A 25011-nucleotide genomic window follows, 5' to 3' on the forward strand; every position below is an offset into this window, starting at 1 on the left:
AAATTCGTCGCCGCGCTGCTTTCGGGCTCGCTTGCCCTTCTCTCCGAGGCCGGCAACAATCTCGGCGACGTCGGCGTCACGCTGATGAGCTACTTCGCGATCCGGATGGCGGCGAAGCCTGCCGACGAGGACCACCAGTTCGGCCATGGCAAGGTCGAGGCGCTGTCGGCGCTGATGCAGACCGGTTTTCTCATCGCGCTCGCCGTTTTCATCCTGGTCGAGGGCATCAAGCGTCTGTACGGCGGTGGCGGCGACGTCGAACCCGGCATCTTTTCCTTCGGCGTGCTGATCGTTTCGATCATCACCGACGCCTGGCGCTGGGTTTCGCTCGACCGCATCGCTAAGGCGACAAAAAGCGACGCGCTCGCCGCCGACGCGCTGAACTTCGCGAGCGACATCGTCGCCTCGGTCCTCGCCCTCGCCGGGCTGATTGCGACGCGCTACGGCTTTCCGCTCGGGGACGCGATCGCCGCGCTGGGCGTCGCCGCCTTCGTCGCGATAGCGGGATTCCGCCTCGGCTCGCAGACGGTCGCCACCCTCATCGATACCGCGCCGAAGGGCTTGAGCGAGCCGATCCGGACGATCATCGAAGGCGTGGCCGGAGTGATCGATGTCGAGCAGTTGAGGCTGCGCCCGATCGGCAGCGAGATTCTGGGCGACGTCGGCATCACGGTCTCGCGTACCCTGACCCTGGAGCGCGTCGCCGACATCGAGCACAAAGTGGTAGCGGCGGTCACGCGCGCCCATCCGGAAGTGACGATTTCGGTAAGCACCAAGCCGATTGCGCTCGACGACGAGACCATCGTCGAGCGCGTGCTCCTCATCGCCAACCGCCGTCACGTGCCGATCCATCACGTCACCGTGCAGTCGCTTGACGCGAAAAAATCCGTCAGTTTCGACGCCGAGGTCGACGGGCGCATGACCCTCGGGAAAGCACATGAAATCGTGACGGCGTTGGAGATCGCGATCGCTGACGATCTTGGCGCTGGCTTCGAGGTCGAGAGCCACATCGAGCCGCTTGAAGTGAGCGAGCTCGACGGCCGCGACTGCGAGCCGGCGACGCTCGGCGAGGTGACCGCCGCCCTGCTCCGCCGCGCCCCGGAGTGCGGCACGATCTTCGACGTACACGATGTCCGCGTCCGCGAGACGGCCGCTGGTCTGGTCGTCAACTACCATTGCCTCGTCGACCCCGCGCTCAGCGTCGACGCGGTCCATGCGCATGTCGATGCCCTCGACCGCCAGGTGCGTGCCGATTGCGCCAGCGTCGTCCGCATCGTCGGCCATGCCGAGCCGCAGCGCGCACGCGATCACGATTGAGACCACACCCATGACCTCCGGACATCAAGTCGCCATCGGCGATCGACCGCACGATCCTGTCGCGGCCGGCGTGGGGGCGCCGGAACGGCGGGCTCCGCTTGGCGCCAGCCTCGGGCTCCTGGGCGTCTGCGTGCTCTGGGGGCTCAACTGGCCGGCGGTCAAACTCGCCTTGCAGGACGTGCAACCATGGACACTGCGGACCGTCGGTCTGGGCGTCGGAGCGCTTGCCCTGCTGGCCGTCGCCAGGCTTAGAGGAACGAGCCTGTTTGTTCCGAGCGGGCGGCCGCGTCTCCATATTGTCGTGGCCGGCATCCTCAATGTCGCCGCCTACAACATCTTCACGAGCTATGCGCAGATCGGGACGACGACGGGGCGGGCGGCGTTCTGCGCCTATACGATGCCGGTCTGGGTATCCCTGATGGCGGCACCGATCCTCAAGGAGCGTTTGGACCGTCCGCGCATCGTCGCGCTCTTGGCCGCAGTGGCCGGCCTCGCGGTGGTCCTGTGGCCTCTTGTCAGCAACGGTATTCCAATTGGAATTCTATGCGCGCTGGGCGCTGCTTTGAGCTGGGCGGCCGGCACGGTCTACCTCAAGTGGGTGACCGTCGAAGCGACCCCGATCGCGATCGCAGCCTGGCAGCTGGCGGTCGGCTCGCTGGCAGTCGCGATCGGCGGCGCAATCATCGGCGGCCATGGCGGGACGCTGCATCTCGTGTCGGGGCTAGCCGTCGCCTACAATGCGTTTCTCGGAACGGCGCTGGCTTACTTCTTGTGGTTTGCGGCCGTGCGACACCTGCCGGCCGGCACGGCGGGTCTCGGCACCCTGATGGTGCCGGTGATCGGCGCGATCTCGTCGGCCATCCTGTTGGCGGATCGTCCGACCGAAACGGATCTGATCGGCTTCGCGCTGATCGTCTTCGCCGCCGTCTGCGCGCTGGCGTTTTCGTCGCGCGGCGCCGTTGGTGCCCCGAGCACGCCAGAAGCGACACTCCTCGACCCTTGAGCCTCGTCGGGCTCGCCTCAACAACGCGCTAAACCTTCTTGCGCAAGGCACGCGCGTAGACCGCACCGTGCGCCTCGAACCCCGTGGCGGCGCAGAACGCAGCCACGCTCGCGTCGGCCAGCAAAGGCGCCGCCAGGAGCATGCTGCCGCAGCCTGCCGTGCGCGTCGCTTGCGACGCGGCTTTCAGCAGCAAGCGCCCGACACCGCGTCTGCGTTCGTCCGGCGACACCAGCAGCAGACTGATCTGCGCCACCGGAAGATCGTCACTCAGAGTCTGCATCCAGTTCACCACGACGACGCCCGTCGGCGGGCCCCACTCGACGGCGATCAGTGCGACGCCGCTGCTGGACCGATGAAGCCCCTCCAGCCGGTTCGCCAGCACATCGACGCCAACGGTCTGACCAGCCTGCGCCAAAAATTCGGCCAAACCCGACGCGTCGGAGCCCAAGGCCGTTCGAATTTGTAGTCCGTATCGATTGGCCAGCGCGAACCATCCTTCAAGACCGAACGCTACGCTGCTTGGTCCCAGGCGACCACGCATCCGATGATTATTTGCAGAGCAGCCGCGGCGTCCTCGGCGACAGGGCAGCGTCCGTGGCCCTGCGTCAGTAGGGCCTCCGCAGCGGAACGCAAGCTGTCGGCCGCAACCGATCTCGACACGGCGCGAATGGATCCGCGCAGGACATCGGCGATAATCGTAGCGACCCAGGATGGCGTCGCAGCATCATCGGCGATGGCGCGCAGCCGCAAAATCTCGAGGCCGATATCGAGAGTGAGGAGGCAGTGCCGCAAGGCGGCCGTGGATCGCCCGGGCGCGGCCTCCGCCAAGGCATGCTGGCTCAGAAGATCGTACATCCGCGTCTCCCACGTGTGGGGCTGCGGCCGCCAGCGTCCATCGGCCAGGCGCCGGAGGTTCTTGCGCAGGGCTTTTTCCAATCGCGCCGCACGCCAGGTCGCCCCGCTGGGTGGCAGCCGAAACGCCGCGTGTGCGACGCCGATCCCAACCAGAAGTCCCGCCCCCAGGGCTGCGGCTTCGCTAAAGCCGATCAGCGATGGACCTGCGCCGAGCATCAGGGCGGTGAAATTGCAGTTGAAATCCATCGCCGGGACGAACCGGTTGGAAAGGCCGACAGCCCCAACGTAGGTCGTGCCAAGAACTGCGAACAGCGTAATGCTTGGCCCGATGGTCGCCGTGCCCGGCAGGGCGTGCCAGAGCAGGTAAAAGACGACGGTCGCGGCGATCCCGAGCGCGAAGCGTTTCAGGCCGGTCGCGGGGCGTGGCAGGACGCCGAACAGCGTGCAGGCGATCGCGGTGAAGATGAAGGCAAAGCCGCCGCCGCTCCAGTCCGTGGCATGCCAGAGCAGCCCGATCGTCAGCGTGGCGAGAAAAGACCGGACCCCGACGCTGACGCTGAAGCGCCAATCGCGATGGATGGCCGCGGGCGATACAATGCGCGCCGGTTCGGTCGTCAGAAAGGACAGATCGCGCCCAATCCGGTCGAGGCGGTCGGCAAGGTCGTCGACCCGCGCTGCAATGGCACGAGCATTAGGAGCGTCGCTGCTACCGCCCGTCTCCGAAGTGAGCCCTTTGGCGGCGTCACGAAGCGCCTCGATCGCCTCGGCCGGGCGAAGGCCCTTGGCGAGGACTCCAGCGGCGGCCTGAAGCGTCGGCGCAACGTGCAGGGCGTCGCGGCGCTCCGCCGAAATGCCGAGCCGCCGCAACGAACGTGCGGCGGAAATCAGCGACATCTCGGCGCCTGTCAGACGTCGGATGGCCGCCAGTCGCGCTCGGAAAATCGGCGACTCGAACGCCGCATATTCGCAGGTCGCCTCGAACTCGCCCAAGCCGAGCCAAAGGTCCTGGTTCGGCGCGATTTCCTCGAAACGATTGTCGCTGCGGGACAGGATCTCGGCTGCCCAGAACGCCGCCTTGGCCGCCCACCCTCCGGCCTGCGCCTTGAGGTCGGCGTCGACGATCGGTTTGGCGAACAGCCACGCCAAGAGGCTGGACGAGAAAATCCCGATGAGAACCAACGAGATGCGTTCGAGCGATGGGTGCAGAGTGGGACCTGTCGGATCCTGCAGGGAGACGACGGCCACGATGGTCGCGGTGTAGCCGGCGAGTTGTGCGGCATAGGCCTGAAAGCGCCGAAACAACGTCGCGACGAGCGCGCAGACGCCGACCCAGACGGACAAAGCCACCAGTTGCAGGATCGCATGACCGGCCAGGGGCAGAACGGCAAGTGCAGCCGCCGCCCCGGCGATGGTCCCGATCGTGCGGTAAAACGCCTTGGACAGCACCATGCCTCGGCCCGGCACAGCCAGCACCCAGGTCGTGACGGCGGCCCAATAGGCCTCGTGAAAGCCCAGTGCCGATCCGATCGCCAGAGCGAGCAGTGCGGCCGCCGTCGTCCGCAACGCGAATCGCAAGCTGCGCGACGTTGGTCGGAACGCCTCCCGGATGTCGGCACGCGTGTAGCCCGCGAGACGGAAGGGGCGGCTGCTGTTTTGGGACAAGATCACAGGCGCGGTTGACGATTCGAGGTCGGGCATGAAGCCGTCATGTAGCGGCAGGCGGGAGCCGCCGGAAGATCAGGGGACGCAATCGCGTGCAAGAGATTGCGTGAAGCGAGGAGGCGCTCAAGGCGCCTTGCGCAGAAAGGTGCCGAAGGACCGCGGGCTGTCGCCGACCGGAATGGTCGCCGTGACCTTCAGCGTCGCGGCGTCGATCACCGAGACGTCGTTGCTCTCCCAGTCCACGGCATAGACCGTCTTGTCGTCGAAGCTCGCCTGGATCCCGTCGGGATAGTCGCCGACGGCGATGCGGGTGATCGGCTGCAGCGTCTTCATGTCGAAGACCGCGACCTTGCCCTCGTACTGGTCGGTGACAAACCCTTTGCCATTGGCCAGCGCGATCACATAAGGCCGCTTGCCGACCGGCACGGTTCCCACGAGCCGGCGCGCGGCGATGTCGACAACCGAGACGTCGTCGCCGTAGACGTTGGCCGTGTAGGCGCGGCCCAGCGCATCGACGATGACGCCGTAGGGCCGATGGCCGACGGCAACCGTCGCATCGATGGCGAGCGTATCGGGATCGACGATCGCCAGTTGATCCGCGTCGCGCTTGGTCACGACGAGGTGGCGGCCGTCCGGCGTCACGGCGAGGCCCGCCGGCGTGCCACCGAGCACCACGTCTGCCGCAACCTTCATTGTCTGGACGTCGATCTTATAGAGGTGACCGAGAAAGAACCCGGCGGCATAGACGAAGCGGCCGTCGGCGCCGACGGCGATGCCGACCGGTTCGTCCGGCAGCGCCAAGCTGCCGACGACGGTCCGCGTGACGCAATCGACGGCGCTGACAGTCTTTCCGTTGGTGCTTGTGATGTAGGCGCGACTGCCGTCGCGGGCCATGGCGATGCCGGCCGGCTTGCCGGGGATCTTGATCGTCGCCACGATTTTCCGCGTCGCGAGATCCAGCACGCTGAGATCGTCGCCGTTCTGGTTGGTGATATAGGCTTCGTCGGCGCGTGCCGCACTCGCTGTCGCAACAAGCATCCAGAGACAGAGAAGGCCCGCGGCCCTCAATCTCACGTCTTGGCCTCGCTCTTTAGCTTCAGCCCTTCCAGCGTCTGCTTGCCGAAGGCGGCTACGGCTTTCGCAGCATTGCCGTCGGCGATATCCGGCGCCGGCTCGCCGGGCGCCAGAAAGCGGTAGAACGCCGCGCGCCACTGGATCGTGCTCTTGGTGCCACCATCGGCCGGCACGACTTCCACCGTCACCGAGGTATTCTGAACCGGCAGCTCCGCGACGTCGACCTTGTCGATATGGTAGGCGTAGCTCATCGCCTCGGCATTATATTTGTAGAGGCTTTCCTCCAGCTCGGCGCCGTCGCGCAGCGTGGTCTTGCGCATCGCCTTGTCCGGTACATTGCCGCCGGCGCCGCTCACGGCGCGGGTGTTCTGCGCCCAACTCGTGTCCTGGAAATTGCCGACCAGGGCCCAGGCCTGGGCCGGCGGCATGTCGAGGGTGACGCTCTGCGTCACCTTCAGCCGCGTCGGCCCGCACCCCTGCGCGGCAGCACTCGCCGCCGCGGCAAGCGTCAGAAGCGCGGCGAGACCCGCCGTCGTCATGGAAGACCGTCGCATCGCTTCATCCTTTCCGTCACATCGGTTCACATGAGCGATCAGCCCTGCGCTTCGGCCTTCTTCTTCAGATTGCCAAGGCCGGCCTTGTAGAGATTGCGGACCGCGGCCATCGAGGCTTCGTCGGTCAGTTCCGGCGGCGGGTCGTTGTTCATGTAGCCACGGTAGAAGGCGCCGCGCCATTCGACGGTGGAGGTTTTGCCGCCATCGGTCGAGTCGACCGTGATCGTCGAGGAATAGTCGTTCACCGGCAAAACCTTCACGTCGACCTTGTCGATGCGGTAGGAATAGCTGTGCGCGGTGGCATCGTATTTGTAGAGGCCTTCGCTGACCGTCCCGCCGTTGTCGAGCGTGATGGTGCGCTTGGCGACTTCGTTGTCGTCGTTCTTTGGATCGATCGAATTGCCGCCCGTACCCGTGGTGCTTTTGACGCCCGGCAGCCAGCTCATGTCCTGAAAGTTACCCATCACCGCCCAGACCTTGTCCGGCGGGGCGTTGATCGTGATCGTCTCGATCACCTTCTTGCGAGTCGGGCCATGGGCGTCGGCGGTCTGCGTCAAGCCGACGGCCAGAAGCGTCGCGAGACCAACCATTTTGATTTGAGTGCCAAGCATTCGTCGCCATCTCCTTGAAAACGTTCATCGTCCCTGCGGTGACCGTCTTTTGGCGCGGTCGCCGTCGGGCGGGACTATCGGTCAGGCCGTGGCCTCAGGCAAGAGAGCGTCGGCTCAAATTGTAGTATGAGCACGCGACCGCCCGTCTCATCCGGAGCTCCGACACTGTCTCTTCCATCTAGGATTGCCGTTGTCGGCGCCGGCTTCAGCGGCTTGCTCGTCGCGCTTCATCTGCTGCGCCACAACCCCGCCGTCACCGTCGTGCTGATCGAGCGCGCGGGCGCCTTCGCGCGCGGGCTCGCCTATGCGACCAGCGAGCCCCGACATCTGCTCAATGTTCGTGCCAGCAACATGAGCGCATTTCCCGACGATCCCGATCATTTCCTGCGCTGGCTGAGCCTGCACGGTCCCGCCGACGCGAAGCCGCAGGCGTTCGTGCCGCGCCACCTGTTCGGCACCTACCTCCAGACCTTGCTGGCCGCCACGCTGGCGACGGAGGATGGGGCTGGGCGGCTTCGCATCGTGCCGGACGACGCCATCGCTTTGGTAGATCAACCGGGCTGCCTCGGCGTCCGCCTGGCGATGGGACGGGTGATCGATGTCGACCACGTCGTGCTGGCGACGGGCAACCTGCCGCCGCGTGACCTGCCCGGACTGGATGCGGCCGTGTTGGCCTCGCCCGCGTATATCCGCGATCCGTGGGGCGCCGATGCCTTGGCCACCATCGGCGCCGACGACGATGTCCTGCTGATCGGCACCGGCCTCACTGCCGTCGACGTCTTCGTCGGGCTCGACCGCCGCGGGCACAAAGGGCATGTCGTCGCGCTGTCGCGACGGGGCCTGCGACCGCGTGCTCACGCCGAATCGGGACCGGCAGCGCCTTCGCGCGATATCCCGACAAGACCGCGCCTGTCCGATCTCCTGGCTTTCGTACGCCGTGCCGCCGCCGAAGAAAGCGATTGGCGGGCGGGCGCCGACTGTCTGCGTCCGCATATCCAGCGCCTGTGGCGCGAGGCCTCGGCGGACGAGCGTGGCCGCTTCCTTCGGCATCTACGGCCCTGGTGGGACGTGCACCGTCACCGCATTGCCCCGCCCGTTGCCGCCGCCGTCACGGCGGCCGAGTCGACCGGCCGCCTTGCCTTCAAGGCCGGCAAGCTCGTCGCGGCACGCCTCGACGCGGAGACCATTCACGTGATGTGGCGGGCGCGGGGATGCCGCGATCCACAGGCGACGCAGGTGCGACACATCGTCAACTGCACCGGGCCGACCGGCGATATTTTGCGGGCCACCGCACCGCTTCTTGCCGATCTCGTCGCGCGCGGATTGGCGCGAGCCGACGCGCACGGACTCGGCGTCGAGGTCGACGCCGCGTGCCGTCTCGTCAATGCCGAAGGCCGGCCGAGCCCCACACTCTCCGCGATCGGACCGATGAGCCGGGGCGCCTTCTGGGAGATTACCGCCGTTCCCGACATCCGCATCCAGGCGCGCGATGTCGCAGCGCGCTTCTCGTGATCGCGACGTCGATTGACTTATGATAGCGGTCGCTAAATTGCTTGCTTAACCACGGACGCGTGATCGGCCCTTCCCGGGCTCTTGCCATAGCCAAGTCAAACCCTACCATCCCTGGCGATCGCCCGGGCCCGACCTGGAGACCGCGGTCTCCCTGCTTTTCGACAGGATCTCATGCGCACCGATCTCGCCCAGCCCGTCCGCCTCGCCGACTATCGCGTGCCTGATTATCTCATCGACACCGTCGACCTCGATGTTTCGCTGGCGCGCACGGCGACGCGCGTGGTGTCTCGCCTCGCGATCCGCCCCAATCCGCTTGGCCGGCCCGGCGTGCCCCTCGTCCTCGACGGCGAAGATCTGGTTGCAAAGCGTCTGGTTCTCGACGGCAAAAAACTCGCGGCAAGCGCGCACCGCGTCACGCCCGATGGCTTCACTCTGCTGAAGCCGCCGGAAACGCCGTTCGTTTTGGAAATCGAGACCGAGATCGACCCGACGGCCAACCTGCGACTGATGGGCCTTTACCGGTCCGGCAGTGCCTACTGCACGCAGTGCGAAGCCGAAGGGTTTCGCCGCATTACGTATTTCCTCGATCGGCCGGACGTGCTCAGCGTATACACCGTCCGTATCGAGGCCGACCGCGCCGATGCCGCGATCCTGTTGTCCAACGGCAATCCCAGGAAAGCCGGCACGATCGCCGGCACCGACCGCCATTTTGCCGTCTGGCACGATCCGCACCCCAAGCCGTCCTATCTCTTCGCCCTCGTCGGCGGCAATCTCGGTTCGATCCACGACACGTTCACCACGGAATCCGGCCGCGCGGTCGCGCTCGGCATCTACGTCGAGCCGGGCAAGGAAGATCGCGCACATTACGCCATGGACGCTTTGAAGCGCTCGATGCGCTGGGACGAGACGGCGTTCGGCCGCGAATACGATCTCGACGTCTTCAACATCGTTGCCGTGTCGGACTTCAACATGGGCGCGATGGAGAACAAGGGCCTCAACGTCTTCAACGATAAATACGTGTTGGCCTCGCCGGAGACGGCGACGGACGGCGACTATGCCGGCATCGAAACCGTCATCGCCCACGAATATTTCCACAACTGGACCGGCAACCGCGTCACCTGCCGCGACTGGTTCCAGCTCTGCCTGAAAGAAGGCCTCACCGTCTTCCGCGACCACGAGTTCTCCGCCGACATGCGCTCGCGCGCCGTGCGCCGCATCGCCGATGTGCGGACGCTGCGCGCCCAGCAGTTCGCCGAGGATGCCGGCCCGCTGGCGCACAACGTGCGGCCCGACACCTATCGCGAGATCAACAACTTCTACACCGCGACGATCTACGAGAAGGGTGCGGAGGTCATCCGCATGCTGAAGGTGCTGATCGGCGACGATGCCTTTCGCCGCGGCATGGATCTCTATTTCGAGCGCTGCGACGGCACCGCCACGACGATCGAAGTGTTTCTCAGCATGTTCGAGGAAGCGGCGGGGCGCGACCTCGCGCAGTTCGCCCGCTGGTACCATCAGGCCGGCACGCCGAAGCTGCATGTGATTCTCGATTTCGACGACGCCAAGGGTGAATTGCTGATCGAGTTGGAGCAGACCTGTCCGGTCACGCCCGGCCAGAATCACAAGGAGCCCTTCGTGGTTCCGATCGCCTTCGGCCTGCTCGGCTCCGACGGAAGCGCGTTGCCCTTGCAGCCGGTCGATGGATGCCTGTCCGAGGACGAGGCGGCACGCGGCCTCATCATCCTCGACGAGCGGCGCCGCGCGCTGCGCTTCGGTGGTCTGACGGAACGGCCGGTGACGTCGTTTCTTCGCGGCTTTTCCGCGCCCGTGCGGCTCGATGCCGAGGCCGACGACGAGCAGCTTGCCGTGCAGATGGCGTTTGATCCCGACAGCTTCAATCGGTGGCAGGCGTCGCAGACCTTCGCCGTCGGGCTGCTGCTGGTGTCGATCGCCGGCATCCGCTCCGGACGCGCGCCCTATTATGACGCGGCGTACGACCAGGCGATGCAGAAAGTCTTGGACGACGCCGAGCAGGATCCGGCCTTCGCGGCGCTCGTTCTCTCGCTTCCCGGCGAAGCCGACATGGCGCGTGAAGTCGGCCACGACGTCGATCCGGGCGCCATCCACGTCGCGCGCGAGGCCCTGAAGGCGAAGCTCGGCGAGGCCCTCGGCGATAGTTTGTTGTCCCTCTACCACAAGCTCGAAGACAAAACGCCCTACTCGCCCGACGCGGCCGCGGCCGGACGGCGGTCTTTGCGCAACGCGGCCCTCGATCTCTACGCGGCGGGAAACCGCCTGAAGGGCAACGTGCTTGCACAGGCGCAATTCGCCGCTGCGGCCAACATGACCGACAAGCTAGCCGCACTCAGCGTGCTCGCGCAGACGCCAGGCACGGCTCGCGACAAAGCCCTAAAGGCCTTCTACGAGAGCTACAAGCAGGATGCCCTGGTCATCGATAAATGGTTTGCCTTGCAGGCCATGCAGCCCGACGCCGGCACTCTCGACCATATTCGCGCGCTGATGGAACATCCGGCGTTCTCCATCAAGAACCCAAACCGCGTCCGCTCGCTGATCGGCGCCTTCGCCGCCGGCAATCCGACGCAGTTCAACGCTGCGGACGGCAGCGGCTTCGCTTTCGTGGCGCAAACCGTCATCGAGTTGGACCGGATCAATGCCCAGGTCGCGGCGCGCCTGCTGGCAGCGTTCAAGAGCTGGCGTTCGCTGGAGCCGGCCCGCCGCGACCTTGCGCTGCAGGCGCTGCAGAGCGTTGCCAACACGCCCGGCCTCTCCGCCGACACCGCGGACATCGCGTCGCGCTCCCTGGCGTAAAAAGCAATAGAGCCCCGGCGATTTACTTGAAAGGTACTTCGCGCGAGGCGCTTTAAGGCAATTGCGGCCGCGGAGAGTCAGAAACTCTGCGTAATCATGGCATTCTCAGGCATTTTCGCCAATGAATCCTGGACAAAACCGTTGTCTCGGATTCAGATAGGCTCGATTCGAAGAGGTGCGGCACATCGCTTCGGATCGGGTGCGAGGAGGCCGACGATGTCGCGTGAAAACGTGGCCAGCATCGCTGCGCGTGCAGCGATAAGGCAGATGATTGCCTTGATGAAGGGGCTCAGGGTCTCCGTTCGCGAACGCGAGCTGGAGACGTGGGTGCAACGCGCCGTCCCCGCGACGCTCATCGTTTTCATCGCCGTTCTCGTCACCATTTCCGCGTCCTTCTCGCTCGGCGAGCAGGACCACGTCGTTTCATCGGCGACGACCGAGATGGAGCTCATCGCCGCCGTCATCGCCGACGACATCAACGTCCGCATGGCGCAGACTCCGAGCCCGGCGCCGGCGCAAGCGCTGGCCCACGCGATTCCCCTGCGGGCCCTCAATCACGGCCAGCGCGTGCTTCTCAGCGATCCGAGCGGCCAGATCATCGCAAGCTATCCGGACGGCGCCGCAAGCGGCAGCCTGATCGATCAGATCGGAACGTCCGAGCCGCTGACCATCTTCGCCGAGAAAGCCGGCGTCATCCATATGACGCTGCCTAGCGGTGAAGCGGTGCTGGCGACCGTCCATTCGCTTGACGCACCTCTCGGGCAGATCGCTGTTATCCATCCGATGGCCGAGGTTCTCGGCGGCTGGCGGGCGGCGCTCATTCGCACCATCGTTCTGCTCTGCTGCACTGCCGGCGTTCTGTGCGCACTCGCCTGCGCCTACTTTTGGCAGGCCGCGCGGGCGCGCACCGCCGACATGATGTGCAACAAGGTCCGCGATCGCATCGACACCGCGCTGAGCCGCGGTCGTTGCGGCCTCTGGGATTGGGACCTCGCCCGAAGCGTCGTCTACTGGTCGGACTCGATGTACGAGATCATCGGCCTGCCCTCGCGAAGCCAACCCATCTCGTTCGCCGAGATCAACACCATGATCCATCCCGACGACGGCGACCTGAGCATCGTGGTCCGCATGCTCGCGGCATCGAAGACGAACACCATCGATCACATCTTTCGCCTGCGCACGGTCAAGAACGATTGGGTCTGGCTGCGCGCCCGCGCCGAACTCGTCCATGACGATCAGGACAATCGCTCGCATCTCGTCGGCATCGCCGTCGACATCACCGAGAAGATGGCGCTGGAAGAGCGCACCGCCGCCGCCGACATGCGCCTGCGCGATGCGATCAACACCATCTCCGAGGCTTTCGTCGTGTGGGACGCCGACAACCGCCTGGTGATGTGTAATTCCAAGTTCCAGCGCTTTCACAATCTGCCAAGCGTCGCCCTTGCGATAGGCACGCCCTACGCGACCGTCATGGCCGAAGGCACGACACCCGAGATCCAGTCACAGATCACGCTGGGCGAAATGCAGCCGATGGGCGCGCGCACATTCGAGGCGCGTCTCGGCGACGGACGTTGGCTGCAGATCAACGAGCGGCGAACCAAAGACGGCGGCTATGTCTCCGTCGGCACCGACATCACCGCGTTGAAACGCAACGAAGAACAGCTGATCGAATCCGAACGCCGTCTGATGAGCTCCGTCGTCGACCTGCGTAAGTCGCGCCAGACGCTGGAAACCCAGGCACAACTGCTCGCCGATCTCGCGGAGCGCTACCTCGAGCAGAAGGCCGAGGCCGAGAGTGCCAACCGCGCCAAATCCGACTTCCTCGCCAATATGAGCCACGAGCTGCGCACGCCGCTCAACGCGATCATCGGCTTCTCCGAGATGATGACGCATCAGGTATTCGGGCCGCTCGGCTCGCCGAAATATGCCGACTACTGCAGCGACATCTACGCCAGCGGTCAGCACCTGCTGAACGTGATCTCCGAAGTGCTCGACATGGCGCGGCTCGAGGCCGGCCGTGTCCGCCTGGAAAAAGCTGATTTCGGCATCGACGACGTCGTGGCCGGCGCCGTCGCGTCGATCGGTCCAATCGCCGAAGCGAGCCAGATCGAGCTGCACACGGAGACCCAGGCGGGCGCGCAACTCAACGCCGATCGCGCGGCGATCGAAAAGATCCTGACGATCCTGCTCAACAACGCCGTCAAATACACGCCGGCGCAAGGCCGCATAACGGTTCGCACCCGAACCGCGCAGGACTCGATGAACATCTATGTCGAGGATTCCGGCGTCGGCATTCCGACCGAGGCTTTGGCGCGGCTGGGCCGTCCCTTCGAACAGTCAGACAAAAGCCTTTCCAACGGCATGCGCGGCTCGGGGCTCGGCCTAGCCATCGCGCGCTCGCTCATCGACCTGCATGGCGGTTCGCTGCGCATCCGCTCGTCCGCCGGTGTCGGCACGATCATGCAGGTGCATCTCCCGAACCGCCTCGGTGCCCAGCGCCCGGCCCTGCTGCTGGCGGCCAGCCGCGGCCGCACGCCGCGGGTGGTGCCGGGTCAAGCCCCCGAAAAGACCGCCGCAAAGATCTCGCTGACGGCCTGACGCCGCACGCGCAGCTCATCGGTCAGCCGGGCGAAGTCCGGAAGATTGGCCGCCGCCGCAAGCCGCCGCTTCACCCCGTCGCCGGCGGCGTCCGGACGTTGGTCGTCGTCGAGCGCGAGCCGCATGATCTGGGTCGTCCGTGTGTAAAGGCGATGCGCCTCGATGAGCGTCGCCGCGCTCGCGGCATCGATGCGTCCGAGACGCCCGGCTTCTTCCAGAATCGTCTGCGTGCCAGGGCCCCGGCATGCCGGATCTACATAGGCATTTCGCAGGACCAGGTATTGCGCGATAAATTCGATGTCGATCAGCCCGCCCGGCACGAGCTTCAAGTCCCAGTCCGTCTTCGCTGGTTTGGCGCGTGCGATCAGCGCCCTCATCTGCGCGACATCATGCTTCAAGACCGCCTTTGGCGGCGTACAGAGTATCGCCGTGATGGCGTCGGTCACGATGGCCGCGAAGGCCACGTCGCCGGCGATCACGCGGGCGCGGGTCAGCGCCATATGCTCCCAGGTGTCAGCCTCCGTGCGCTGATAGGGAAGAAAGGCGCCAAGTTTGGTCGCCAACGGTCCTTGCTGCCCTGACGGACGCAGACGCATGTCCACCTGATAGAGCCGCCCGCGCCGCGTCGCCACAGTCAGCGCGGACACCAGGCGCTGCGTCAGCCGGGTGAAGTATTGCGTGGCGTGGAGCGGTCGCGCGCCGTCGGACTCCGGCTGCGCCGCGTCGAAATCGTAGAGGACAACGACATCGAGATCGGAGGTCGCCGTCATTTCGCGGGAGCCGAGCTTGCCCATCGCCACCACCGCCAAAACGCCACCGGTGACGCGGCCATGCTCGACCTCGAAGGCGCCTGTCACATGACGCAGCGCCGCGCGAATAACGCCGACGGCAAGCGCGGAATAAGCCAGCCCGGCATCATCGACATCGAGGGCGCCCGACAGCAGCCGAAGGCCGATCAGAAAATGCTCCTCGTTGCCGACGTCGCGCAGGGCATCGAGAAACCCTTCCGTCGGCGCATCCATCGGCAAAGCAGCCATGGTAGCGGCCGTCGCGACGGCATCGTCAAACGCGCTGACATCCGGAGGATTGATCGCCGCATCGAGCAGGTGCGGCCGTTGGGTGACCGCCCGGGCCAGCCGCGGCGCACTCCCCAAAATGTCGCCGAACAGCGTGCGCAATGCCGCGTTCGACGCAAGGATGGCGAAGAGCTCAGCCGCGCCGGGCATGCGCTCCAGCGCCGCGTCGAACGCCGCCAGCGCCGCGTCGGGATTGCCCGTACGCCCAAACGTCTGCAGCAGTTTCGGCACCAGATCGGTGAGGGTTTCGCGCGCGCGCGCCGTACGCACCGCCGGCTTGCGCCCGGAATGCCAGGTTCGGACGGTCTGCGCGACGACCGACGGTGCCTTGAAGCCGAGCCGCGTCAGCGTCTCGATCGTCTCGGGATCGTCCGCCACCCCGGTGAACACGAGGTTGCCGTCGACATCGTCGAGGCCCGGCGCGTTTTCGAACAGCATGGCGTATTGGGTGACCACGCGCGACAGGTGGCGCGTCAACACGGCCGCGAACCGCGCCGTCGAGGCGAAGCCGGCGAAACGCGCAAATCGGTCGAGCGTATCGGGATCGCTTGGCAGCTTGTGCGTCTGCTCGTCGGCGATCATCTGCAGCCGATGCTCGATGTCGCGCAAAAACTTGTATGCGCGGGTGAGATCGCCAACCGCCTTGCGCGTCACCCAGCCATCGCGTTGCAAGCGACGCAACATTGGCAGCGTGCGCGAGCCCCGAAGGTCCGGTCGCTTACCGCCGAAAATGAGTTGCTGTGTCTGGACGAAGAACTCAATCTCGCGAATGCCGCCGCGCCCGAGTTTGACGTTGTGGCCGGCGACAGCGATCACCGCGTGCCCCTTGCTGGCGTGGATCTGCCGCTTCATCGCATGGATGTCGGCAATCGCGGCGTAGTCGAAATACTTGCGCCATATGAACGGCGCGAGCCCGTCCACGAAGGTTTGGCCCACCACGACGTCGCCGGCCACCGGACGCGCCTTGATCATCGCGGCGCGCTCCCAGTTCTGGCCATAGCGCTCGTAGTACAGGAACGCCGCGCCGATCCCGATCGCTACCGCCGTCGCGCCAGGGTCCGGCCGCAGGCGGAGATCGACGCGGAGCACGTAGCCATCGGCAGTGCGGGTCTGCAGAATGCGGACGAGATCCTTGATCACCCGAATGAAAACAGGCCCCGCTTCGTCCGGCCTGACCAGCGCGGTGTTTTGCGGATCGAAGATGGTGATGACATCGACGTCGCTGGAATAGTTAAGCTCGCGGCCGCCGAGCTTGCCGAGTCCCAGAATTGCCAGGCCACAGCCCTGAGCGGGATTGTCGGGATTGGCGATCGTCAGCTTGCCGGAGGCTTCGAGTTTGCGCAGCAGAAACACGAGAGCCGTTGCGATAAAGACATCGGCCGCAAGGGACAGCGCCTGCAGCACATCCTCGAGCCGCCAGACGCCGCCGAGATCGGCGAGGCCGATAAGCAAGGCCGTCTCCTGCTTTGCCCACCGCAGCCGCTGCATGATCGCGGCCTCGGTCTCCTCGGGATCCGATCGCCCGAGATCGCCGAGGATGGCGTCGAGGCGCGCCTGCGGTAGGTCGCGCAACACCCGTTGCAATCGCAGGGGGTCGGCGCGGATCAACTGCCAGAGATAGGAGGATTGATCGGACACGCCCATCAGTAAAGCGCGCACGCGTGGCCTGAGCAGGATGGTCTTCGTCGCAGGGGTGGCGGCTGCCAGGATTTCGGCAAAGCGGTCCACCGCGATGGCACGATTGCTGACGCGAGGGCCGACGCGGAGCTCCATCCAGAGCGGTCGAGACTCCCGCACCGGATGCTCCATCACACTGCGCTCGTCTCGGTGACCTGCGGTGGTGGCAGCAGAAGCGGCGGCGGACCGCCCTTTGCGGCGGGCAGCACGATGACGATCCGCAAGCCGGGCTCGTTGTCCTCAATGCGCAGCGTCCCGTTATGCAGGCGGGCAACGGCGGAGACCAGCGACAGGCCAAGGCCCGACCCCGGGCGCGAGCGCGAGTTTTCGAGCCGCACGAAACGATCGGTGATGCGGCTCCGGTCGTCCGCGGCGATGCCGGGACCACGGTCCGCCACGGCAATTTCGACGAAGCCACCACGTCGCCGACCCGACAGCGTGATCGCCGGCTCGCCCCCTGCGTGCCCTGGCGCCGTCCCGTACTTGAGGGCGTTGTCGACGAGATTGGCAAGCGCCTGGCCGATCAGCTCTCGGCTCCCCAGCACCATCAGGCCCGGTTCGATGTCGCCTTCGAAATGCACGCCGGCCGCTTCCGCCGCGGGCTCGTAGAGCTCGCCGACGTCGCTCGCGACGAGACCGGCATCGAACTCGACCATGCCTTCCCGTCCGGAGCCGGCTTCCGCGCGGGCGATCATCAACAGGGCGTCGAAGACGCGGATCAGTCCGTCGGATTCTTCGATGACCTTTTCCAAGGCCCCGCGATAATCCTCGGGCGTGCGGCCGAGCTGCAACGCCTGCTCGGCGCGGCTGCGCAGCCGCGTCAGCGGCGTCTTCAAGTCATGCGCGACATTGTCAGAGACCTCTTTAAGGCCGGTCATCAAGACGGCGATGCGGTCGAGCATCGCATTGATATTCTCGACGAGCCGGTCGAGTTCGTCGCCGGTGCCGGCAAGCGGCAGCCGACCGGTCAGGTCGCCGGCGACGATGGTGCGCGCATTGGCATTGATCGAATCGACCCGCCGCAACACCCGCCGCGCCAGAAACAGGCCGCCGAGCGTGCCGACGATGGTGAAGGAGATCAGCGAGTTCAGCAGCGCACGGGCGAGGATCGGCCGCAGGCTTTCGCCCTCGGCAAGATCGTGCCCGACCAGCAAGCGAAACCCGCCGGACAAAGCGAAGATGCGCGCGAGCGCCCTGCGGGTCGTCGCCGTGTCGCCTTTGACGCGATAGCTCGTCTCGACGACGCCGGGACGGTCGAGCACGCCGGCCGGCAAGGCCAGCACGTTGCCGGCGATCGGCTCGCCGGCATGGGTCGTGACGAGATAGAGCCCGGCGCCGGGCACCTTGGTGCGGCGCTCGACGATGTCGACCAGCGTGGTGATCCCGCCCTGCGAATATTGCTCGGACAGGCCGACGATGTCGGCATCGATCGTCTGTGAGATTTGCTGATCGATGACATCCTTGATGTTGCCGCCGACGCTGACCAGCACGAGCCCGGAGCCGATGGCCGAGATCACGAGATAGGCGAGCGAAATCTTGAACGCCGTCGTGCGGAAGAGCTTACCGAGCGCTGTCACGGATCGTGTATCCCGTGCCGCGGACCGTCTGCAGAAGCGGCGGATCGAAGCCCTTGTCGATCTTGGCACGCAGCCGCGAGATGTGGACGTCGATCACGTTGGTCTGCGGGTCGAAGTGATAGTCCCAGACGTTTTCCAGCAGCATCGTCCGGGTGACGACCTGGCCGTGATGCTTCATCAGATATTCCAGCAGACGGAATTCGCGCGGCTGGAGGACGATTTCCTTGCCGTTGCGCGTCAGCTTGTGCGCCAGGCGGTCGAGCTCGAGGCCGCCGACGCGATAGACCGTGTCCTCGCTGGAGCCGGGCTGCTTACGGCGCGCCAGCACCTCGACCCGGGCAAGCAACTCGGAAAAGGCGTAGGGTTTTGGCAGGTAATCGTCGCCGCCGGCGCGCAGCCCCTTCACCCGATCGTCCACCTGGCCGAGGGCAGAGAGGATGATAACGGGCGTCTTGATATTCTGGGCGCGCAGGCCGCCGATCATCGACAGGCCGTCCATCTTCGGCAGCATGCGATCGACGATGAGCACGTCGTAGCTTTCGTCACCGGCGCGATCGTAACCCTCGAGGCCGTCGCCGACGGTATCGGCAACGTGTCCGGCTTCGCGGAACGCCTTGATCAGATATTGTGCGGCTTCGGTGTCGTCTTCAACGATCAGGATTCGCATAGAGGACATATAGCGGCTCCTGAACGATTTCGAGGAAATCGCTGCACTCAATGAGTCGAGTGCGACGGCAAAAGGTCAAAAAAAAACGGCAGGTGGGCCAAAGCCCTGCCTGCCGTCGCAAGCCGACCGAGGCCGGCCGCAGGTGTCAGGCCCGGCCATGGCACGCATGGCCGGGTGGATCGCGCGTCGTAGCCGGGGGGAGGAAGCCGGACGCCCGATCGATACAGGCTGAATCAGCCAGCCGGATTGGTAGAGATGGCGACGAAACGCGTGCCCTGCTCGCTCTTCACGCGGAGCAGGATGGCCTTCCGGCCGTCCTTCTTGGCCGCGGTAATTGCCGAGGTGATGTCGTTAGGCGAGGTGACAGCCTGACCGCCAGCTTCCAGGATAATATCGCCGACCTTCAGGCCCTTCTGCGCCGCAGCGCCTTCGGGATCGACGTCGGCCACCACGACACCGACCTTGCCAGCGCCCGGAATGGATGCGGCCGGAGCCAACTGGAGGCCAAGCGAGGTTACCATGCTCTTGCCGGTGTCATTGTCGACGTCGGCCTTCGCCACCTGATCGCTGTTCGGCAGGGTGCCGAGCTTTACGGACGCCTGCTTCTCGGCGCCGTCATGCCAGAAGGTCAGCTGCGCCTTTGCCTCCGGACCGAGCGAGGCGATTTTGCGCGCCAGTTCGCGTGGTCCATCGACCTTCTCACCGTCGACGCCGAGGATCACGTCACCCGACTTGATGCCGGCAGCCGCAGCTGGGCCGGTCGACTGGGCTTCAGCGACGAGCGCGCCCTTGTTGGACTTCAGGCCAAGGCTTTCAGCGATCTCCGAGGTGACCGGTTGAATTTGCACGCCGATCCAACCGCGCGACACCGCGCCCTTGGTCTCGAGGTCGCGGATGACCGTCTGCGCGACTTCGGCAGGAATGGCGAAGCCGATGCCGACGCTGCCGCCCGATGGCGAGAAGATCGCCGTGTTGACGCCGACCACCTGGCCGGCCCCGTTGAAGGTCGGGCCGCCCGAGTTGCCGCGGTTCACCGGCGCATCGATCTGCAGGAAGTCGTCATAAGGGCCTGCGCCGATGTCGCGGCCACGCGCCGAAACGATGCCGGCGGTCACGGTGCCGCCGAGGCCGAAGGGGTTGCCGACGGCAATGACCCAGTCGCCGACGCGCGGCGCCTTCTCGGCGAATTTCACGAAGGGGAACGTGCCCTTCTCGGTCACCTTTAGAAGCGCGAGGTCGGTCTTCTTGTCGGTTCCGATGACTTTCGCCGGCAGCGTCTTGCCGTCGTCCGTCACCAACTGCACGTCGGTCGCATGCTCGACGACGTGGTTGTTGGTGACGAGATAGCCGTCGGGCGAGATGAAGAAGCCCGAGCCCTGAGCCTGCGAGCTGTGCGGCTTGTTCGGCTTCTGGAACTGGCTGCCACCCTTTTCGCCGAACTGCTTAAAGAAGCGCTCCAGCGGATCGCCCGGCTTCAGCTGCGGCATGCCCTGCTGCGGGCCGCTGTCGCCATCGCCGTCACCGTCGGCGTTCTCAGTCGTCTCGGTGACCTTCACCTTGACGGAGACGACCGCGCTGCGGACATGGTCGACGACGTCTGCGAAAGACGTCGGGTTGACGGTGATGGAATGCTCCTGCGAAGCCGAGTCGACCGCGGGCGCTTCGGCGTTGGCCGGCACGAATCCGTTGACCACGGCGCCCGACAGGGCGAGAACGCCAACTGCACCGAGCAGTGCCGCGCGGGTCTTGAAGCCGGTGCGTTTGCTGGTGGGCTGCTGATCGAACTCTGGTGTGTTTTGAGAAACCATCGCTATCGTCTCCTTGACCACAGAACGAACCGAATCCGGCCGCCCGTTGAGGACAAGATGGACAACACCGGCTTACGCTTCCATGGCCACGGCATGACAAGTTCGTAAGGTTGCCCGTCCCTCTTTCCAATCAAAGACATTCCGAAAGAACATCGCGATGCCCTGGCCCGACGCCGTTTCGCTCGAAGGCGCTTACGTTCGCCTCGTGCCCTTGTCTTTGGATCACGGCCCGGCGCTGCGCGAGGCGGTGAAGGACGGCGAACTCTGGCGCCTCTGGTACACGTCCGTTCCCACACCCGAGGGTATGGAGGCGGAGATCGCGCGCCGGCTCGCGTTGCGCGAGGCCGGCTCGATGCTGCCGTTCACGGTGCTCGGCGCCGCCAGCGGCGAGCCCGTCGGCATGACGACCTACATGAACATCGACGCCGGCGTGCGACGGGTCGAGATCGGCTCGACCTGGTACCGCCGCGCCGTCCAGCGCTCGCCGCTCAACTCCGAGTGCAAGCTGCTACTGCTGCGTCATGCCTTCGAGACGCTCGACTGCATCGCCGTCGAGTTCCGGACGCATTTCTTCAATCAGCAGAGCCGCAAGGCGATCGAGCGCGTCGGCGCCAAGCTCGACGGCATCTTGCGCAGCCACACGCGGGCGAGCGACGGGACCTTGCGCGACACCTGCGTCTACTCGATCCTCGCCGGCGAATGGCCGGCCGTGCGCTCGCACCTGACGTGGCAGATCGAACGGCCGCGGGAAGTATGATCTGGCGGGAACGAAACAGGACTGTCTCGACCAGTCCTGCGTAAGGTCCATTCCCTATAGCGCAAGCTGCGGCCTGATCAGGAAGTTTGGCGCAGCGACCGAGCGTTTTCCAATAGAAAGATCGTCATGCTCCCAAGGGTAAATCTAGTCCGGACGGACAGCGTCGACTACCTTCTGTTTTCGACCAGAGATGCGATCTCGTCGACAATCTACAGCACTGGGCAATGGGCGAATCTTCTCGTCGATATCGGCGTGTTCTTTTGCTCCGATATCGAACAGCCATTTGTGCTGGATGTCGGCGCCAATCTTGGAGCCTATTCGATACCGCTGGCAAAGCGCCTCGTCGCTGATGCCCTCGTGTATTCGTTCGAGCCGCAACGCATCATCTATTATCAGCTTTGCGGAAACATCTTCCTCAATCGACTTGAAAATATCCACGCGTTCAACATGGCAGTCGGCGCTGAAGCGGGATTCATTGATCTCCAAAATATCGATTATCATACGAGTGCCAACATTGGCGCAGCATCTGTCAAGTATTTGACGGATGAGGCAAAGAACGCCGAGATCGGCGTAACCGGAATGACGAAGGTCGCTATGACGACCCTCGACAGCCTATCGCTTCCGCGCATCCCGACTCTCGTAAAAATCGATGTCGAGGGCTTCGAGCTCGAGGTTCTCAAGGGCGCCGGTACCATGCTGCGCGACGCCGGCTATCCGCCCATGTTGCTGGAGGCATGGAGCGATCCCGCGCAGGCAGCCGAAAAGCAAGCCCTCCTTAACGAGATAGAACGCCTTGGCTATTCGATCTTTCCGATCATGGACGAGATCATCGCCCAGCACCCGGACCATCCCCGCCAGTTTACATTCCACGTCAACGAACACGCTGGCTTATCGATGGTGCGCACGCGCTAGAGCTTTTCCCCAAAAGTTGCAGACTTTTGGGGTCAGAAAATGCTCTTATATCTTGAAAAAAGAGCGATTAGCTTCGACAGAAGGAGCGGCTATTCGTCGTGGCAGAACGCTTGCAGTATCGCGGTCCCCTAATCGTCGGCCAGCAGCGTTTCCAACCTGTGTCGCTCGTGGTCATTTAGCGGCACGGCGGCATCTGTATGGCGCCGGTTCTTCCGAGTCGCATAAACAATCGCGCTACCGCCGAGGATCAACGCCAGAAAAGGCGTCCCCCAAAGCAGCAGCGTGCCCATCTCGAACGGCGGCTTCAACAGGATGAAGGCGCCGTAACGCTGAACGAGAAAGTCGCGGATCTTGGCGTTGCTGTCGCCGGCCGCGAGTCGCTCGCGCACCAGAACGCGGATGTCGCGCGCGAGCTGGGCATCGCTGTCGTCGATCGACTGGTTCTGGCACACCATACAGCGCAGCTGCGACGACAGATCGCGCGCCCGCGCCTCGAGAACCGGGTCCGTCATGATCTCGTCGGGCTGAACGGCCAGGGCCGGCAGCGGCATCAGTGCCAGAAGCGTGACGAAGACGAGTGCGGCGCGGTTCATTCTGCCGCCTGCGGCGTCGGCCCGGCGGGGCGGCGCGCGCGGCTGGCGATGCCGAAGCGCAACCGCCTGTCGGACAGCGATAGCGCGCCGCCGAAGCCCATGATCAGCGCCCCGATCCAGATCAGCGTCACTAACGGTTTCCAATAGAGCCTCACGTCGACGCTGTTGCCGCCGGCCGGGTTGCTGATGCTCATGTAGAGCTGGCCGACGCCGATGGTCGCGATCCCCGCCTCGGCCCGGTTCATCTTACGCACGGGATAGAAGCGAGCCGCCGGTTCGATCGTGGCGATGGTCGCGCCGCTCTGCTTGATCGCGGTCCGCGCGACGGCGGCGGTGAAGTTCGGCCCGTTGACCGGCGCGAGTGATTCGACCACCGCGGTGTAGGGCCCGATCTGCGCGCTGTCGCCGGGCTTCATCGTCAGGATGTGCTCCTGCCCCCAGCCCGACGCCGCGAGGCCGAGCAGAGAAATGCCGACGCCAGCGTGCGCGAACGCCGTTCCATAGGCGGAGCGCGGCAGACCGGTGCCCCGTGCCCAGGCGTTGCCGACGCCGCCGGCAAAGACCCGGCGCCCGAGGTCGACGAAGGACCCGACGATCACGTAGATCGCCAGGCCGCACAGGCAGTAGGACAGCACCGGCGCGCCCTTCCACGCCGCGAAGCCCAGCAGTCCCAGCAGGCCCGACGCCATGGCGATGACGACGCGTTGCGCCGCGCCCAAAAGGTCGCCGCGCTTCCACGCCAGCGACTGGCCGAGCGGCATGACGAAGAACAGCGGGATCGCCAGCGGCACGAACGTGGCGTTGAAGAACGGCGCACCTACCGAGATCTTTTGGCCGGTCACCGCCTCCAGCGCGAGCGGATAGAGCGTGCCGGTGAAGACCGTCGCACAGCTCACCGTCAGCAGGAGGTTGTTGAGGACCAGCGCGCCCTCGCGCGACACCGGGGCAAAAATGCCGCCGGGCTTCAGCTCGCCGGCCCGCCAGGCGAACAGGGCGAGCGAGCCGCCGATGAAGAACACTAGGATCAGCAGGATGAAGATGCCGCGCGTCGGATCGGTGGCGAAAGCATGCACGGAGGTCAGCACGCCGGAACGCACCAGGAAGGTGCCGACCAGGGAGAGCGAGAAGGCGAGGATGGCGAGGAACACCGTCCAGATCTTCAGCGCCTCGCGCTTCTCCATGACGACGGCCGAATGCAGCAGCGCGGTGCCGGCGAGCCAGGGCATCAGCGAGGCGTTCTCCACCGGATCCCAGAACCAGAAGCCGCCCCAGCCGAGCGTGTAATAGGCCCAGTACGAGCCCATCGCGATGCCGAGGGTCAGAAAGATCCAGGCGATCAGCGTCCAGGGCCGGACGAAGCGCGCCCAGGCCGCATCGATGCGCCCGGCGATTAAAGCCGCCGCCGCGAAGGAGAACGTCATGGAGAAGCCGACGTAGCCGAGGTAGAGGAGCGGCGGATGGATGGCCAACCCCATGTCCTGCAGCAGTGGATTGAGATCCTGCCCCTCGATCGGCGCCTGCGCGATGCGGGCAAAGGGATCGGACGTCAGCAGGATGAACAGCAGGAACGCCGCGGCGATCCAGGACTGCACGCAGAGCACCAGCGACCGCAAGTCGGCCGGCATGCCACGCGAGGCGCCAGCGACGGCGGCGGAAAAAATCGCGAGGATCAGCACCCAGAGGAGCATCGAACCCTCATGGTTTCCCCAGACACCGGTGATCTTGTAGATCAGAGGCTTGCTCGAGGCCGAATTCTCGATGACGTTGACCAGCGAAAAGTCCGACACGACGTGGGCGTAGGTCAGCGCGGCGAAGGAATAGGCAACGAAGGCGAAGCCGGCGAGCGCGACACTCGGCGCCACCGCCATCAGCCGGCTGTCGCGCACGTAATGGCCGTAGAGCGGCACGATCGCGTTGACGATCGCCAGC

The 25011-nt window shown here is 65.2% G+C and carries 18 protein-coding genes; 7 read left to right on the plus strand and 11 right to left on the minus strand.

The window, feature by feature from the left end:
• Nucleotides 1-1317: cation diffusion facilitator family transporter (locus tag GSQ79_RS00965; protein WP_158806870.1), on the plus strand; the 1317-nt coding region annotated here is incomplete at its 5' end.
• Between the two features lie 10 nt (nt 1318-1327).
• Nucleotides 1328-2320: a DMT family transporter gene (locus GSQ79_RS00970; protein WP_158806871.1), complete on the plus strand. Its 993-nt coding sequence runs from the start codon at nt 1328-1330 to the stop codon at nt 2318-2320.
• Nucleotides 2321-2348: 28 nt separating this feature from the next.
• On the opposite strand, the gene GSQ79_RS00975 is transcribed toward GSQ79_RS00970, so the two are convergent.
• The 5 genes from GSQ79_RS00975 to GSQ79_RS00995 all read right to left on the minus strand — a co-directional run bounded on the left by GSQ79_RS00975 (nt 2349) and on the right by GSQ79_RS00995 (nt 7055).
• Nucleotides 2349-2768 carry a GNAT family N-acetyltransferase gene (locus GSQ79_RS00975; protein ID WP_368669900.1) on the minus strand — a complete coding sequence of 140 codons (420 nt, stop codon included), beginning with the start codon at nt 2766-2768 and terminating at the stop codon, nt 2349-2351.
• A 62-nt stretch (nt 2769-2830) separates the two neighbouring features.
• On the minus strand, nt 2831-4873 hold the full coding sequence (locus GSQ79_RS00980; RefSeq protein WP_158806872.1) for an FUSC family protein: 2043 nt from the start codon (nt 4871-4873) through the stop codon (nt 2831-2833).
• An 87-nt stretch (nt 4874-4960) separates the two neighbouring features.
• On the minus strand, nt 4961-5911 hold the full coding sequence (locus GSQ79_RS00985) for a YncE family protein (protein WP_246725028.1): 951 nt from the start codon (nt 5909-5911) through the stop codon (nt 4961-4963).
• Nucleotides 5908-6465 (minus strand): SRPBCC family protein, encoded by a 558-nt coding sequence (locus GSQ79_RS00990; RefSeq protein WP_158806873.1) that lies wholly within the window; start codon nt 6463-6465, stop codon nt 5908-5910. The genes GSQ79_RS00985 and GSQ79_RS00990 overlap by 4 nt, the downstream gene beginning before the upstream one ends.
• A gap of 38 nt (nt 6466-6503) precedes the next feature.
• Nucleotides 6504-7055: an SRPBCC family protein gene (locus tag GSQ79_RS00995; RefSeq protein WP_246725031.1), complete on the minus strand. Its 552-nt coding sequence runs from the start codon at nt 7053-7055 to the stop codon at nt 6504-6506.
• A 147-nt stretch (nt 7056-7202) separates the two neighbouring features.
• Here GSQ79_RS00995 and GSQ79_RS01000 point away from each other — a divergent pair, with 147 nt between their 5' ends.
• The 3 genes from GSQ79_RS01000 (at nt 7203) to GSQ79_RS01010 (ending at nt 14015) form a co-directional block, all read left to right on the plus strand.
• On the plus strand, nt 7203-8588 hold the full coding sequence (locus tag GSQ79_RS01000) for an FAD/NAD(P)-binding protein (RefSeq protein WP_158806875.1): 1386 nt from the start codon (nt 7203-7205) through the stop codon (nt 8586-8588).
• Nucleotides 8589-8759: 171 nt separating this feature from the next.
• Entirely contained in the window at nt 8760-11417 is a 2658-nt protein-coding gene (gene pepN / locus GSQ79_RS01005; protein ID WP_158806876.1) for an aminopeptidase N, read from the plus strand.
• 216 nt (nt 11418-11633) lie between these two features.
• On the plus strand, nt 11634-14015 hold the full coding sequence (locus GSQ79_RS01010) for a PAS domain-containing sensor histidine kinase (protein WP_174243146.1): 2382 nt from the start codon (nt 11634-11636) through the stop codon (nt 14013-14015).
• On the opposite strand, the gene GSQ79_RS01015 is transcribed toward GSQ79_RS01010, so the two are convergent.
• From GSQ79_RS01015 to GSQ79_RS01030, 4 genes are all read right to left on the minus strand, one after another.
• Nucleotides 13970-16888 carry a bifunctional [glutamine synthetase] adenylyltransferase/[glutamine synthetase]-adenylyl-L-tyrosine phosphorylase gene (locus GSQ79_RS01015; RefSeq protein ID WP_246725029.1) on the minus strand — a complete coding sequence of 973 codons (2919 nt, stop codon included), beginning with the start codon at nt 16886-16888 and terminating at the stop codon, nt 13970-13972. The two genes, GSQ79_RS01010 and GSQ79_RS01015, sit on opposite strands and share 46 nt — an antisense overlap.
• 11 nt (nt 16889-16899) lie before the next feature.
• Complete coding sequence (locus GSQ79_RS01020; RefSeq protein WP_158806877.1) at nt 16900-18345, minus strand: HAMP domain-containing sensor histidine kinase; 1446 nt, start codon at nt 18343-18345, stop codon at nt 16900-16902.
• The gene (locus tag GSQ79_RS01025) at nt 18329-19012 is read right to left on the minus strand and encodes a response regulator transcription factor (protein WP_158806887.1); all 684 of its coding nucleotides are present in this window, start codon (nt 19010-19012) and stop codon (nt 18329-18331) included. Before GSQ79_RS01025 ends, GSQ79_RS01020 begins: the two co-directional genes overlap by 17 nt.
• Before the next feature lie 233 nt (nt 19013-19245).
• The gene (locus GSQ79_RS01030) at nt 19246-20820 is read right to left on the minus strand and encodes a Do family serine endopeptidase (RefSeq protein ID WP_158806878.1); all 1575 of its coding nucleotides are present in this window, start codon (nt 20818-20820) and stop codon (nt 19246-19248) included.
• 157 nt (nt 20821-20977) lie between these two features.
• On the opposite strand from GSQ79_RS01030, the gene GSQ79_RS01035 reads away from it, so the two are divergent.
• Together GSQ79_RS01035 and GSQ79_RS01040 are read left to right on the plus strand one after the other, a co-directional pair.
• On the plus strand, nt 20978-21577 hold the full coding sequence (locus GSQ79_RS01035; RefSeq protein ID WP_158806879.1) for a GNAT family N-acetyltransferase: 600 nt from the start codon (nt 20978-20980) through the stop codon (nt 21575-21577).
• 126 nt (nt 21578-21703) lie between these two features.
• Nucleotides 21704-22489 carry an FkbM family methyltransferase gene (locus tag GSQ79_RS01040; protein ID WP_158806880.1) on the plus strand — a complete coding sequence of 262 codons (786 nt, stop codon included), beginning with the start codon at nt 21704-21706 and terminating at the stop codon, nt 22487-22489.
• Nucleotides 22490-22617: 128 nt separating this feature from the next.
• Here the strand turns inward: GSQ79_RS01040 and GSQ79_RS01045 are convergent, their stop codons facing one another.
• Both GSQ79_RS01045 and GSQ79_RS01050 read right to left on the minus strand, forming a co-directional pair.
• Nucleotides 22618-23082 (minus strand): cytochrome c-type biogenesis protein, encoded by a 465-nt coding sequence (locus tag GSQ79_RS01045; RefSeq protein WP_158806881.1) that lies wholly within the window; start codon nt 23080-23082, stop codon nt 22618-22620.
• Complete coding sequence (locus tag GSQ79_RS01050) at nt 23079-25010, minus strand: heme lyase CcmF/NrfE family subunit (protein ID WP_246725030.1); 1932 nt, start codon at nt 25008-25010, stop codon at nt 23079-23081. Before GSQ79_RS01050 ends, GSQ79_RS01045 begins: the two co-directional genes overlap by 4 nt.
• Nucleotide 25011 lies beyond the last annotated feature (1 nt).

Origin of the sequence: Beijerinckia sp. L45 (assembly GCF_009765775.1) — a bacterium.
Lineage (GTDB): Bacteria > Pseudomonadota > Alphaproteobacteria > Rhizobiales > Beijerinckiaceae > RH-AL1.